Origin of the sequence: Vibrio sp. J1-1, assembly GCF_021728395.1 — a bacterium.
In the GTDB taxonomy this organism is placed as follows: Bacteria; Pseudomonadota; Gammaproteobacteria; order Enterobacterales; family Vibrionaceae; genus Vibrio.
The window spans coordinates 40,056-54,687 of sequence record NZ_JAKKCM010000015.1; the positions used below are offsets into that span (position 1 = coordinate 40,056).

General features: G+C 47.0%; 8 protein-coding genes. 6 read left to right on the forward strand and 2 right to left on the reverse strand.

The window, feature by feature from the left end; all coding sequences use genetic code 11:
- The first annotated feature begins 9 nt into the window (after positions 1-9).
- From L3V31_RS19080 to tldD, 3 genes are read left to right on the forward strand one after another with little or no spacing between them, the layout of a single operon-like run.
- Entirely contained in the window at positions 10-3,888 is a 3,879-nt protein-coding gene (locus L3V31_RS19080) for a YhdP family protein (protein ID WP_237318389.1), read from the forward strand.
- Between the two features lie 41 nt (positions 3,889-3,929).
- Positions 3,930-4,751, forward strand: a complete 822-nt coding sequence (locus L3V31_RS19085; RefSeq protein WP_237318391.1) for a carbon-nitrogen hydrolase family protein — start codon at positions 3,930-3,932, stop codon at positions 4,749-4,751.
- Between the two features lie 11 nt (positions 4,752-4,762).
- Positions 4,763-6,208 carry a metalloprotease TldD gene (gene tldD, locus L3V31_RS19090; RefSeq protein ID WP_237318393.1) on the forward strand — a complete coding sequence of 482 codons (1,446 nt, stop codon included), beginning with the start codon at positions 4,763-4,765 and terminating at the stop codon, positions 6,206-6,208.
- Between the two features lie 72 nt (positions 6,209-6,280).
- Here the strand turns inward: tldD and L3V31_RS19095 are convergent, their stop codons facing one another.
- Entirely contained in the window at positions 6,281-7,657 is a 1,377-nt protein-coding gene (locus L3V31_RS19095) for a PhoH family protein (protein ID WP_237318396.1), read from the reverse strand.
- Between the two features lie 565 nt (positions 7,658-8,222).
- On the opposite strand from L3V31_RS19095, the gene rapA reads away from it, so the two are divergent.
- Positions 8,223-11,132 (forward strand): RNA polymerase-associated protein RapA, encoded by a 2,910-nt coding sequence (gene rapA, locus L3V31_RS19100; protein ID WP_237318398.1) that lies wholly within the window; start codon positions 8,223-8,225, stop codon positions 11,130-11,132.
- Between the two features lie 88 nt (positions 11,133-11,220).
- Here rapA and L3V31_RS19105 read toward each other — a convergent pair whose 3' ends face one another.
- Entirely contained in the window at positions 11,221-12,483 is a 1,263-nt protein-coding gene (locus tag L3V31_RS19105) for a divalent metal cation transporter (protein ID WP_237318400.1), read from the reverse strand.
- A gap of 384 nt (positions 12,484-12,867) precedes the next feature.
- On the opposite strand from L3V31_RS19105, the gene rluA reads away from it, so the two are divergent.
- Both rluA and L3V31_RS19115 read left to right on the forward strand, forming a co-directional pair.
- Positions 12,868-13,620, forward strand: a complete 753-nt coding sequence (gene rluA / locus L3V31_RS19110) for a bifunctional tRNA pseudouridine(32) synthase/23S rRNA pseudouridine(746) synthase RluA (protein WP_237318402.1) — start codon at positions 12,868-12,870, stop codon at positions 13,618-13,620.
- 32 nt (positions 13,621-13,652) lie between these two features.
- The gene (locus L3V31_RS19115; protein WP_237318404.1) at positions 13,653-14,615 is read left to right on the forward strand and encodes a D-2-hydroxyacid dehydrogenase; all 963 of its coding nucleotides are present in this window, start codon (positions 13,653-13,655) and stop codon (positions 14,613-14,615) included.
- The last annotated feature ends 17 nt before the right edge of the window (positions 14,616-14,632 follow it).

Genomic DNA, 14,632 nt, shown 5'->3' on the forward strand with positions numbered 1-14,632 from the left:
GGGACATTTGTGAATTTTGGTTTTAACCGTTTGGGGCGATTTTGTGCGTGGAGTTTAGCCACCGTTTTGGTTTTACTCGCGATTGTCGTGACGACACTGCGTGTCACGTTACCACAGCTCGACCACTTTCAAGATGAGATCAAAACCTGGGTCAAACAAGGCACAGGTTTTGACTTTTCTATCTCCAGCGTTGCAGGCTCCTGGCGAAACAGCCACCCCTCAATCGCGTTACTTGGTTTAGAAGCTAACCTGCCGAACAACCAGGAAGCACGCTTTGCGGTTGATGAGCTTCAGATTGAATTTGATTTGATCCAGTCGCTTATCCAGTTCAAACCGGTCGTAGCGGATCTCACTATCCACAATTTAGCGCTGGATATTCGCAGCGTCAGTATTCTCCCGAACGCTGAAAGCCAAATGCCCGTGGCGACCTCCGAGAAAAGTGAAGTGAAGCTAATCGACCAATTAGATTCACTTTTGCTGCGTCAGTTTGAAGACTTCACTATCACGGATTCGCGTATCTGGTATAAATCCGTTTCTGGTGAAACGAGACGGCTGGATATCGAGAGACTCCGTTGGAGCAATCAGGGTAAGAACCATCTGGCAGAAGGGACGGTAAGTATCGCCGACGCCAAGATTAACTCCCTGTTGGTAAGTGCTAACTTTAAAGATCATGGTTCGTTGCGTGATGTGTCGGGCGAGTTTTATATCAGCGCGCAAGATGTCTCGGTTGCGCCTTGGCTGACGACCTATATTCAAGCAGAATCTGGCGTAGAGTCCGGTAAAGTGAGCCTCAATACCTGGCTGACTCTGAAACACAGTCAGCCTAATTATGCTTATGTAGAACTGCAGCCGTCTGAGTTAATCTGGAATGAAAATGGCCGTCATGAGCTGTTTATTGAATCAGGCATCTTTAAGTTACTGCCGGATAAAAATGGCTGGAAAGTAAATGGTCACTCACTTCAAGTTCGCACCGATGAAAAACAATGGCCAGAGTTAGACGTTGCGTTTGACTGGCAGCCTTCCGGGTGGGTGCTTAACCTCTCTGAAATCGACATTGAATCCGTTACACCATTGATAAAGCTCGCACCAAAATCTGAGTCGACCAGCGAATTTATCCGTCAAATAGCGCCCAAAGGACGGCTGGAAGATATCCGACTATCAATGAATGGTGGATTGGAGACGTTACGCTATTCCGCAGAGCTGGATGAATTGGGGCTAACACAGTGGGCGTTATTACCGGGCTTTCAACACGTTCAGGGAAGGGTGTCTGGTAATATTAATCAAGCCAAAGCTAATGTGACGGTGATTGATGATGTCTTTCCTTATGGTGACGTATTTCAGGCCCCGTTGAACATTAAGCAAGGCGAAGTCGATATTGTCTGGCAGCAAGATGAAAAAGGCTGGCGTTTATGGGCTGATAAAGTCACTGCTGCTACCCCCGATTTACAGGTTTTGGGGGCATTCCGTTTAGATTTTCCGAAAGATCAAAGTCCGTTCCTATCATTCTACGCCGAGGCGGATCTGTACAATGCTGGTGAAACTTGGCGTTATTTACCGACCTTAGCTCTTGGGCAAGCTCTGACGGACTACCTCTCTATCGCTATTCAAGGCGGTAAAGTCAATACCGCCAAGTTGCTCTGGTACGGTGAGCTTGGCGATTTCCCCTATAAACAACACAACGGTATGTTTCAGGCTTGGGTAGGTCTTAAAGACGCAAAATTCAGCTTTGATACTGCTTGGCCATCCATTACTGAATTGCAGCTGAACTTGTTATTCGAAAATGATGCCATGTACTTGGATTCAAAATCGGCGACACTCAATGGTGTTGCTGCTGAGCGCATTACTGGCCGTATTCCGAGACTGGCACCTGGCGGACATATTGAAATTGAAGCTAAAGCCAGCGCACCGGGAAACGAAGTTCGTGACTACATGATGGCTACGCCTTTGGTGGATTCGGTTGGTGCCGCGTTGACTGCGTTGCAAGTCAGTGGCCCTGTTTACTCTGAGTTCCAGCTCAATATTCCTTTTAATAAAGAGAATAAACCAAGAGCTTGGGGCTTTGCGGATCTCAAAGACAATCGCGTCGATATTGACGCGCCGCCAATGACCTTAGAAAGGGCGACTGGACGTATTCATTTTGATAACGATGTCGTTACTACTTCTGGTCTTGCCGCAGAATTACTTACGCAGCCAATTTCAGTCGATTTCCGCGGCGAAAGTGCTGACCAAGGCTACGATGTAACCATTAATACGCTGGGCGACTGGGACGTAGAACCGCTAAAACCGTATGTTGGGGAGCGATGGCTGAACTTAGTTTCTGGTCACGCACCATGGCAAATGGATATTGACTTACAGCTTAATGATGTGGGTTTTACCTATCAAGTTGATGTATTAGCGCAACTCAATCGAGTCGTCAGTGAGTATCCGTATCCACTGGCGAAAAAGGCGGGAGAGTCAGGACAGGCGAAGTTACAGGCATCAGGGAACCAAGAAAATATTTCTGCTCGTCTGGGGATTCCTAACGCAAAATACCAGACGGAGATAGACATTTCTGGTGAGGTACCGCTCCTCACTGCGACCAATTTGATGATTGGGCAAGGTGGTTTTAAGACGACGCCAGTTATCGGACATGATGCCTCAATACGTCTTGATGAGCTTGATGTAGATAAGTGGTTAGAACTGCTGAATATACCCTCGAGTAGTGTCCCCTCAGTACTCTCCGCTATGAAGACGCCAACAATCCCGTTACCAACCCGGGTAGATATTGAGGCTCAGAGCGTAAAGCTCGGCAAGCTTGAATTTCATGATGTGGACGTTAATGCCAGTAAAAAGAACTCAAGTTGGCAAATGCAGGTTAATAGTCAGGAGGTGAAAGGTACAGCGGACTACCTGAAACCGAATGACTTGACGGTATCGTTAGATCACCTGCATTTGTACATACCAGGTTTTGATGAAATCGAGAAAGAGCGAAGTTCCATCTTTACCAATGAGGATCAAAGTGCGCCGTTAATCACCAAATTTGACCGCCAATTTCATGGTGAAATGCCAAACTTAAAACTGAATATTAATGATTTTTGGTTGCAAGGGTATAAAGTGGGCAAGGTGAATGTTGACTTGCAACGCAGTGTTGATCGTCTGGAGTGGAAAAAGCTTAACTTCAGTAGTGGCAAAAACAGCATTGATATGAGTGGTTGGTGGGAACTGACTGACGAGCGCAGTCACTCCAATTTGAGCATGAAGGTTAAGGGCGACAACAATACCGATCTTATGGAACGCTTCGGCATCACTTCAGGGATTCAGCAAGCTCCATTTGAACTGAATGCCAATATGGAGTGGGATGGCGCGCCTTGGGCGATGAAAACCCAAACACTACAAGGTGATGTATCGACGGAATTTGGCAAGGGGGTCATTAGTGAAGTAAGTGGAGCGGCACGTCTGCTTGGCTTGTTCAGTCTTGATTCTATCATTCGTAAGATGCAGCTCGATTTTACCGATGTATTTGATAACGGAATGGCGTTTAATTCGATTACTGGCTCAGGCAAGATTCAGGATGGCGTATTTGTCACCAATGATATCGTCATGGATGCGCTTGCTGGGGAAATGCAGATTCGTGGCATGGCTGACGTAACGAAAAGATTAGTGGATGCTGAGGTGAAGTTTACGCCTGATATCACGTCTGGCTTACCAATGTTGACTGCCTTCGCCGTCGCGCCACAAACTGCTTTATACGTATTGGCTATCTCGACGGTGATTTCTCCAGTAGTTGAGGTGTTTACTCAAGTAAACTATGAAGTCAAAGGGCCGCTCGAATCACCGACGGTTAAAGAGATATCGCGTAGTCAGGGTGAATATAAGCTGCCAGAAAAGCTGCGTGAGCAGGCACAATAAACCACCTCAGTTTTCAAAGGAATTTAAGGAAGGAAAAACACATGGAACGTGTTGGCATCATTCAAATGACTTCTGGTCCAGATATCGAAGCGAATCTGGCGTTTATCGAAAAGCAGTGTGAATTAGCTGCTAATCAGGGCATTAAGCTTGTTCTTACCCCCGAGAATTCAGTATTGTTTGCCAGCCGTGAAGAGTACCATCAACATGCAGAGCCGCTCGGGAGTGGTGTGATACAGCAACGTTTGGCTGATATTGCTAAACATAACCAACTGACTTTGATCGTCGGTAGTATGCCTATTCAAACTGCCAGAGGTGTGACGACGACAAGTATCGTCCTTCCGCCACATGGTAAGTGCATTGCCCATTATGAAAAACTGCACATGTTTGACGTCGAAGTCGCAGACGGTCATGGTAGCTACCGTGAATCCGATACTTTCACGGCAGGCAATCAAATCGTTGTCGCAGAAACGGATCTTGGTAGTGTTGGATTGAGTATTTGCTATGACTTGCGTTTTCCTGAATTATACAAAGAGCTGCGTTTAGCTGGCGCGGACATGATAGTCGTCCCTGCTGCATTTACCGCTGTGACAGGCGAAGCGCACTGGGAGATACTATTACGTGCCAGAGCGATAGAAACTCAGTGCTGGATTCTTGCCAGCAATCAAACTGGTACCCATCCTTGCGGACGAAAAACGTGGGGTCACTCCATGGTTATTGACCCTTGGGGCCGAATACACAAACAGTTTCAAGATCAGGTCGGTTTGTTGGTGGCAGAGATAGATTTGTCACAAGCCCAGCAAGTAAGGCAGAATATGCCGCTGACTCAACACAGTCGCTTTCAAAATGAATTGAGACGGAAATAAAAGAGCTAACTATGAGCACAAACCAAATAGAACAGGCACTCATCGCCCCAAATGGTCTGACAGAGCAAGATATTGCTGACACACTAGCCAGCATTGCGACACGTCAGATCGATTATGCGGACATTTACTTTCAGTCCAGCTGGCATGAGTCTCTGGTTCTAGAAGACAGCATCATCAAAGATGGCTCTTTTAATATTGATTGTGGTGTCGGTGTTCGTGCGGTCACTGGTGAGAAAACAGGTTTCGCTTACTCAGACCAAATTAATCCGGAAGGCCTCAAACAAAGTGCTATTGCGGCGCGAGGCATTGCCCAGCAAGGTCAGAATGGCAAGGTGCATGCATTTAAACGCACCGATAACCAAGCTTACTATGAAGCGGTTAATCCTTTGGCTGGTTGGGAAAAGCAGCAAAAAACCGAACTGCTAAAATCGCTTGATGCATACATCCGCACGAAAGAGCCGTTGATCAAAGAAGTGTCGATTAGCATCAGTGGCGTACATGAACAAATGTTAGTGGCCGCAACAGACGGGACTTTCGCAGGGGATATTCGCCCGTTAGTGCGTCTGTCTATCAGCGTATTAGCTCAAAAAGGTGAACGCCGTGAGCGTGGTAGCGCAGGCGGTGGCGGTCGTTTTGGTTATGACTTCTTCCTTTCTGAAACGGATGGTGTGAAGCAAGCTTTCCATTATGCCGACGAAGCGATTCGTATGGCTTTGGTTAACTTGGAGGCCGAAGCTGCACCTGCTGGTATGATGCCAGTGGTACTTGGCTCTGGCTGGCCTGGCGTATTGCTACACGAAGCGGTAGGCCACGGTTTAGAAGGTGATTTTAACCGCAAAGAGTCATCGGTTTTCTCCGGTAAAATGGGCCAGCAAGTGACGTCTTCTCTTTGTACGATTGTCGACGATGGCACACTGAAAGATCTGCGTGGTTCGTTGAATGTCGATGATGAAGGTGTCAATGGTCAGTACAATACACTGATTGAAAATGGCGTATTGAAAGGCTACATGCAAGATAAGCTTAACGCGCGCCTGATGGGTGTTAACCCAACCGGTAACGGCCGTCGTGAGTCCTACGCACACTTGCCGATGCCGCGCATGACCAATACTTACATGCTGCCGGGTGAGCACACACCGGAAGAGATAATCTCGACCGTGGAGAAAGGTCTGTACGCGCCAAACTTTGGTGGCGGTCAGGTCGATATTACTTCCGGTAAGTTTGTGTTCTCTGCTTCTGAAGCGTACTTAATTGAAAACGGAAAAATCACTCGTCCGGTCAAAGGAGCGACACTGATTGGCTCCGGCATTGAGGCCATGCAGCAGGTTTCGATGGTCGGTAATGATCTGAGCATCGACAAAGGTGTGGGTGTGTGTGGTAAAGCAGGGCAAAGTGTTCCTGTGGGTGTCGGCCAGCCTACGTTGAAGCTGGACTCGCTGACCGTTGGTGGTACCGAGTAACGCTAACGTAGAAAATCATAAAAAGAGCGCTCAATGGAGCGCTCTTTTACTTTTTAATAAACATATATCGATTTATAGGTTCTCTTCAGCAAACTCTGCCAGACGGCTACGAACCACACCATTGAGGTGGATATTTGCACTGCCTTCAAAGTTCTTGAAGCGCTCAACCATGTAAGTTAGGCCTGAAGTCACTGGTGTTAGATAGTGAGAGTCAATCTGGGCTAGGTTACCAGAACAGACGATCTTGGTGCCTTCACCACAACGGGTGATGATGGTTTTGATTTGTGAGGCGGTTAAGTTTTGGCACTCATCAAGGAGTACGAACGCATTTTGAATCGAACGGCCGCGCATAAAGTTTATCGACTTAAACTGAATGTTGGCTTTATCGCAAATGTATTTCAGAGATCCTTCGGTGCAGTGGTCGTGCTTATGCAGCGCTTCTAATGTATCGGTCACCGCAGCCAACCACGGCATCATTTTTTCCTCTTCCGAGCCTGGCAGGAAGCCGATCGATTCGCCGATATCTGGTGTGTTACGGGTTACGATGATCTTATCGAACATCTTTTTCTCGATGGTTTGTTCAAGGGCTGCCGCCATGGCTAACAGAGTTTTACCACTACCCGCAGCACCAGTGAGGATCACCAAATCAATGTCCGGATCGACGAGTGCATCTAACGCCATCGCTTGGTAGATGTTCTTCGGTGTAATATCCCAGACGCGGCGATGCATCATGCGTTCGCGACTAAGATCGAGCAGGGTGAGTTTGTCTTCATTGAGGGTTTCAACGCGGCCAGCAAAATCGCTGTCTTCATCAATGACATATTGGTTTATGAATGTTGGATCAAAAGGCTCACGGCTGAGTTTGTGGTAGGTTTTTCCGCCCAGAGCGTAGCTTTCGACCTCGTCAATACCACTCCAGAAATCGCCTTCACGTAGCTGAAAGCCTTTGGTGAGGTATTGAACGTCGTCAATCAGTTGGTCGGTTCGGTAGTCTTCAACAAAGCGTACACCAGCTCCCTTGGCTCGAAGACGCATGTTGATGTCTTTTGTTACTAACACCACTTCACGAGGTGCTCGTTTGTTTTGCAGATAAAGCACCGCGTTGAGGATGCGGTTGTCACCGGCTTTGTCGGCGAAGGCTTTGACGGTTTCTTGTAATTCGAAGTCCGCCAAAATGGAAATAGCTCCTTGATCTGGATTGTCTTTGGATACTGGAATGCCTTCTGAAATTTCATCTGGTGTGGCATCTTTAAACATGTCTTCCAAAGCGCGAATCGCAACACGAGCATCTCGTGCAACATCGCGTTTGCTGTCTTTAATTCGGTCGAGTTCTTCCAAAACGGTCATGGGTATGACGACATCGTGTTCTTTGAAAGAGAATATAGCGAAGGGCTCGTGAAGAAGAATATTGGTATCAAGTACAAAAAGTTTCCGATCGGTATCGCCCATAGCGTCTCCTTGCCTAAATACGGCTGTGCTTGCGAGTTGTTAAGTCACTTAAAGGGTGAAGTGACTTAACTCTGATTGCTTGCAATAGAGGTTGTCGGGCTATCATCGGTTAGTGTGCAACTGAGTAGCAAGACAACGTATGCAAACCCGTGTTGAGCCTAATCGTGTACCTATACGCTTAATTTACATGCGATGATATATGCAATGAATTTAAGCGCTCCTAATCAAAGTATACGTAATATTTGCTTGCAACAATGTAATAATTGACATGGTTTTTTTACAATTTGATTGCACTTGTGATTTGGGAAAAAAAGTTTCCTCTTAGTGCGGTTTCGGCGTGACCTAAATCACAGCTTAAAGTAATATTAGCGGCCTTTTTCTGCGTTCAGGCTACGGGCAATTTATCATGTTGAGCTGACTGAATATTGCTCAGCCACAAGTGGCATGACAAGTGCGATCGGCGTAGCAGAAGCCAGAATCAGATCTAAACTATTATCCATGCCTGAGGGCATGAGTAGACCGACAACAAATACGAATCAAGAATTAATAACGAGGTAGTCAATTCATGACATTTGCTTTGGGGCAGCGCTGGATTAGCGATACGGAAAGCGATTTAGGTTTAGGTACGGTAGTTGCGATGGATGCCCGTACTGTGACGTTGATGTTTGCAGCATCAGAGGAAAACCGAGTTTACGCACGCAATGATGCACCTGTTACCCGAGTGACGTTTAACGTTGGTGATGTTATCGATTGCCAGGAAGGTTGGTCTCTGAAAGTTGAAGAAGTGCTGGAAGATGAAGGTCTGTACACCTACTTCGGTACTCGAGAAGACACACAGGAAACGGCGGTCGTACTGCGTGAGATTTTTCTGAGCAACCAAATTCGCTTCAACAAGCCTCAAGATAAGTTGTATGCGGGTCAGATTGACCGCATGGACAACTTCGTTCTGCGTTACCGTGCACTAACCAATCAGTTTGAACAACATAAGAGCCCAATGCGTGGCCTTTGCGGTATGCGTGCTGGTCTGATCCCCCATCAGCTTTACATTGCGCATGAAGTCGGTCGCCGTCATGCTCCTCGTGTTTTACTGGCTGATGAAGTTGGTTTAGGTAAAACCATCGAAGCGGGTATGATCATTCATCAGCAAGTCTTGTCTGGCCGCGCTGAGCGCATTTTGATCGTGGTGCCTGAAACACTGCAACATCAATGGCTGGTAGAGATGATGCGTCGTTTCAATCTGCATTTCTCAATCTTTGATGAAGAGCGCTGTGTTGAAGCGTTCGCGGATGCAGAAAACCCATTTGATACCCAACAATACGTGTTGTGTTCACTGGACTTCCTACGCAAGAGCCGTAAGCGTTTTGAGCAAGCTCTGGAAGGCGAATGGGATCTACTGGTCGTCGATGAGGCGCATCACCTAGAGTGGAGTCAGGACAAACCAAGCCGTGAATACCAAGTTGTTGAAGGTTTGGCTGAACGCACACCGGGCGTATTACTACTGACCGCAACACCAGAGCAATTAGGTCGTGAAAGTCACTTTGCTCGTCTGCGCTTGCTTGACCCTGATCGTTTTTACGATTACGAGGCGTTCGTTGAGGAAGAAGAGCAATATGCCCCAGTCGCTGACGCGATTACTTCTCTGTTTACTGGTGAAAAGCTGCCGAACGACGCCAAAAACCAAATCACTGAATTGCTGTCTGAGCAGGATGTTGAACCGCTTTTCCGGATTATTGAAAGCAACAGTGATGAAGAGGACAAAGCGTCCGCCCGTCAGGAATTGATCGACAACCTGATGGACCGTCACGGTACGGGCCGTGTTCTATTCCGAAACACGCGTGCGGCAATCAAAGGATTCCCAGCGCGTAATGTGCACTTGATGCCAATGGATATTCCACAGCAATACACGACCTCAATGCGTGTCGCTGGCATGATTGGCGGCAAGATGAGCTCTGAAGCTCGTGCGATGAAAAACCTTTACCCTGAAGAAATTTTCCAGGAGTTTGAAGGTGACGAATCAAGCTGGTGGCAGTTTGACTCACGTGTGAACTGGCTACTGGAAAAAGTAACAGAAAAACGCAGCGAGAAGATCTTGGTTATCGCTTCTCGTGCAAGCACGGCTTTGCAGTTAGAGCAGGCGTTACGTGAACGTGAAGGCATCCGCGCGACAGTATTCCACGAAGGCATGTCTATTCTAGAACGCGACAAAGCCGCGGCTTACTTTGCTCAAGAAGAGGGCGGAGCTCAGGTTCTTATCTGTAGTGAAATTGGCTCAGAAGGTCGTAACTTCCAGTTTGCTAACCAGTTAGTGATGTTTGATCTGCCGTTTAACCCAGACTTGCTTGAACAGCGTATCGGTCGTTTAGATCGTATCGGGCAAAACCGCGATATTGATATTCACGTTCCTTACCTGAAAGGTACATCTCAGGCGATCCTGGCTCGTTGGTTCGATGAAGGTTTGAATGCTTTTGCTGAAACCTGTCCGACTGGCCGCGCTGTTTACGATAAGTACTCGGATGCTTTGATTGAGATTCTGGCATCTGGCGATATTAGTGAGCTGGACGACATCATCGAAGAATCAGCGAAAATGAACAAACAGCTGAAGTCTCAATTGGAACAAGGTCGTGACCGTTTGCTAGAAATGCACTCTAACGGCGGCGAGAAAGCGCAACAAATCGTTGAGAAAATCTCCTCAACGGACGGCGATACTAATCTGGTGACCTTTGCTCTATCACTGTTCGACACGATTGGTCTGAACCAGGACGACAAGGGTGAAAACGCACTGGTTGTGACGCCATCTGAACACATGATGGTACCGAGCTACCCAGGCCTGCCTTATGAAGGTGCGACCATCACTTTCGATCGTGAAACCGCTCTGTCTCGTGAAGATATGCACTTTATCAGCTGGGAGCACCCAATGATCCAAGGTGGTATCGATCTTCTGATGAGCGAAGGCGTGGGTACGTCTGCAGTTTCTTTGCTGAAGAATAAAGCCCTACCAGTCGGCACGATTCTGCTTGAATTGATTTACGCTGTGGATGCCCAAGCTCCGAAACGCAGTGGGATTGCTCGCTTCTTGCCGAAAACGCCGATTCGCCTAATGATGGATGCTCGCGGTAACGACTTGTCTGCGCAAGTTGAGTTTGAAAGCTTCAACCGTCAGCTTAGCCCGGTAAACCGCCACCTTAGCAGTAAGCTGGTGACGTCCGTGCAAAAAGATGTGCATCGTTTGATAGAAGCGGGTGAGGAACTGGTTGAGCAGAAAGTCGAAGAAGTGCGCAAGCAGGCTCAGCAAGATATGCAGCATAGTTTGAACGCAGAGCTTGAGCGTTTGCAGGCACTGAAAGCGGTCAATCCGAACATTCGTGATGAAGAAATTGAAACGATTGAAGAACAGATTAAAGAGCTGACAGGCTACATTAACCAAGCTCAGGTCCAGCTGGATTCGTTACGTTTAATTGTGGTTAGTCACAACTAAGCTTAAAGACGCAAACCAAATATTAAAGGCCTTCAATTGAAGGCCTTTTTCTTTTTAGATGCGTACTTTTTAGCTGCTTAGCAGCCTATTACATTAGCCACTTCCACCAGATAAACACCGCTAGGAAGCCGAACAGGTAAATCAAACCGGCAATCGACAACCATTTCAGTTTACGGCCCACGGCCAGTTCCTTAGGCAAGTCTGTTTTACTCACAAGGGTGTAGTTTAATAGCGCAAAGAATGGTGTCGTCATAAACGCCAGAATCATCGCAAAGTTCAACATTGGCAATAGCGCTGAAGCCCAAAAGATCACGATACCCAGTGCAAGTAAAGAAACGACCAGCATGATCGCGGAGGTAGCTTTCGGGTTTGTGTCTGGTTGCGAGCGCAATAGACGCTGAGAGTCTGAAATAACGCGCGAGTAGCCATCAATAACCGTGATTGTACTGCCGAAAATACAAAAGAACGCAATTACCGCGATTAGGTAACGAGACCACTCGCCGATCGTTGAGGCATACAAACCGACAAGCTGGTGGGAGAAGCCGACCCCAGAACTTTTCAGCTCAACACCAGAGCCATGCAACATCAGTGAGCCCAATGATAAAAAGACAATCGCAAGAATCGCAGTACCAATATAACCGACGTTAAAGTCGAACAGAGCAGATCGAGCAGTCACTTCTTGCTCACTGGACTGGCGTTTTAACCATGCCGAGGTTAAACACGAAATCTCGATAGGAGCAGGCATCCAACCCATCGTCACAACAATAAAGCCAATCGCTGCAATGGACCAAGGTGAAGGCGGCTCGAAGTTCGCCACTTGCTCAACAGGGTTGCCAAATGCAATCGCGACGGCAAGCAGTGTCGTAATGGCCAGAACTGACATGATGACTTTAGATAGCGTGTCCAGCGCTTTGTAGTGTCCAGCAAAAAGAATGATCAGACACGTCGCGATCACAATGATGCTCAGTGAGGCCATGGATAACGAAAATGGAATAAAATAGCCCAACAAGCTCGCACTGAACATTAACAAGGCTGCGGTATTAATCACGGCAGAAACGGCGCTTAAGAATAGAAATGCCCATAGGTAAGGGCGGCCCATTTTCGCGTAGCCTTCAACCAATGTTTTACCTGTACCCATGGTGTACTGCACGCCTGCGCGGAAAAAAGGGTATTTAAAAAAGTTTACCAGCAGAATAAGCGCGGCGAGTTGCCAGCCATAGATAGCACCAGCTTTGGTGGATGCGACGAGGTGAGAGCCTCCGACGGCCGCAGAAGCCATAAGGATCCCTGGGCCTAGCGAGCGAAAGAATAAGGATATTTTGGATTGGGGTGGTGTTATAGCGGAGTCCATGCTTCGTGTCCTTGTTATTTTATTTGTTCCCAAGTGAGCTTGGGCGAGCGCATCACAGCATAAATTCGGGTGAACGGAGAATTAATGACGTTAAGCACAGTGGTAATGTTTTAATAATGTGTTTGAACCTGAATGTATTTTTTGTATGTCTAATTTGAAGCTTCAAGGATATGAAGTCTCATGAATAGCAGGCTTTCTCTAGCACTCTATAAAGTTATTACTCACCTTGTCAAACTATATTTACATTCCCGATTTTTGTGTTTTCGATGCAACGGTTGACATTACATTTCCTTTTGTTTTGTAAGGTTATGGTTTCAAATAAAATGCGTTTTTGATATGTCCTCGCTATAATCGCGGCGTTTTTATTTTGCAGAGATTCCACTGATGGCCATGCTTGAATACACGCCTCCAACCGATCCTTGGATTGATATTGTTTTTGAAGATGATGAGATTCTGGCGGTTAATAAGCCTTCGGGGCTATTGTCGGTTCCCGGAAGACTTGCTGAGCATTACGATAGTATGTGGAGTCGGCTAAATGAGCAGTATCCGGACATTCAAGTTGTACATCGTTTGGACATGTCCACTTCGGGGTTAATGGTATTAGCGAAAAATAAACCGGCGGAAAGTGCGCTAAAGAAACAGTTTCAGTATCGTTTAACGCACAAAATTTACTACGCCCGTGTTTGGGGGCATCTTGAACAGAAAGAGGGTGAGGTTGACTTGCCGTTGATCTGTGATTGGCCGAATCGTCCATTGCAGAAAGTCTGCTTTGAAGATGGTAAACCATCCAAAACACAATTCCAGGTTGCTAAACTCGAAGAGCACGAAAATGGTGTGAAGACGACAATTGTACGTCTACTGCCTATTACAGGCCGGTCTCATCAACTCCGTGTCCACATGCAAGCGATAGGGCATCCCATTGTTGGCGATGAGTTTTACGCAACCGAAGAGGCATTGGCATTTTCTGAGCGTTTAGAGCTGCACGCTGCTGAGCTGAGCTTTTACCATCCCCAAACGGAGTTACTGAGTCGTATTTTTGTTCCGTGTGATTTTTACCCGGAAGCTGAAGCGATGATCTTTGACTATTTCGACCCAGAGCGTAAATTACCAGATTACAAAACACTGCCACGTCCATAAACTCATTCTAAGGCAGTGAACAAGGAGCCGTTATGTTACTGCCAAAAGTTGTCTTTCTTGACCGGGCGACTATCCCTGCCCATGTTCAAGTACCGCGCCCTAGCTTTGAGCATGAGTGGGTTGAGTATGGTCTTACTTCACCAGATCAAGTGGTCGAGCGACTTGCTGATGCAGAGATTGTCATCAGCAACAAAGTCATTCTTGATCAGCAAGTGCTGAATCAATTGCCTAAGCTACGTATGGTGGCGGTTGCTGCGACTGGTTTTAATAACGTTGATGTTGAATACTGCGCAAACCAAAATATTGCTGTTGCGAATGTTCAAGGCTATGCGATCCAAACCGTTCCGGAACATGTGATTGCTATGTTGTTCGCGCTACGCCGCAATCTCTTCGGTTATCATCAAGATATTGCAGCAGGCGAGTGGCAGCGAAACAAGCAGTTTTGCTTTTTCACTCACCCTATTGGTGATATTGGTGGAAGTACATTAGGCATCATAGGTAGTGGTGCATTGGGACAGGCAACAGCAAAATTAGCGCAAGCTTTAGGGATGAAAGTACTGTTTTCTGAACGAAAAGGTGTGGCTGAATGCCGACAAGGCTATGTACCGTTCGAAGACGTTCTCAAGCAATCGGATGCAATTACACTGCATTGCCCATTGAATGAACACACGCGTAATCTAATTGCTGACGCGGAGTTAAAGCAAATGAAGCCCACTGCTATCTTGATTAATACCGGACGCGGTGGGTTGGTTGACGAACAGGCTGCGGTGGATGCACTGAAAAGTGGTGAAATTTCGGCGGCGGGTTTTGATGTGTTTACTCAAGAGCCGGCTGATGAAAGCAATCCTTTGATCGCAAACATGGCGATGCCAAACTTGCTGCTGACCCCTCATGTTGCATGGGGCAGTGACTCTTCTATTCAGCGTTTAGCTGACATCTTAATTGAAAATATTAATGCGTTTGAACGCGGAGAAAGAGTCAACCGCGTTGTATAAGCACTATTGCCTCAATA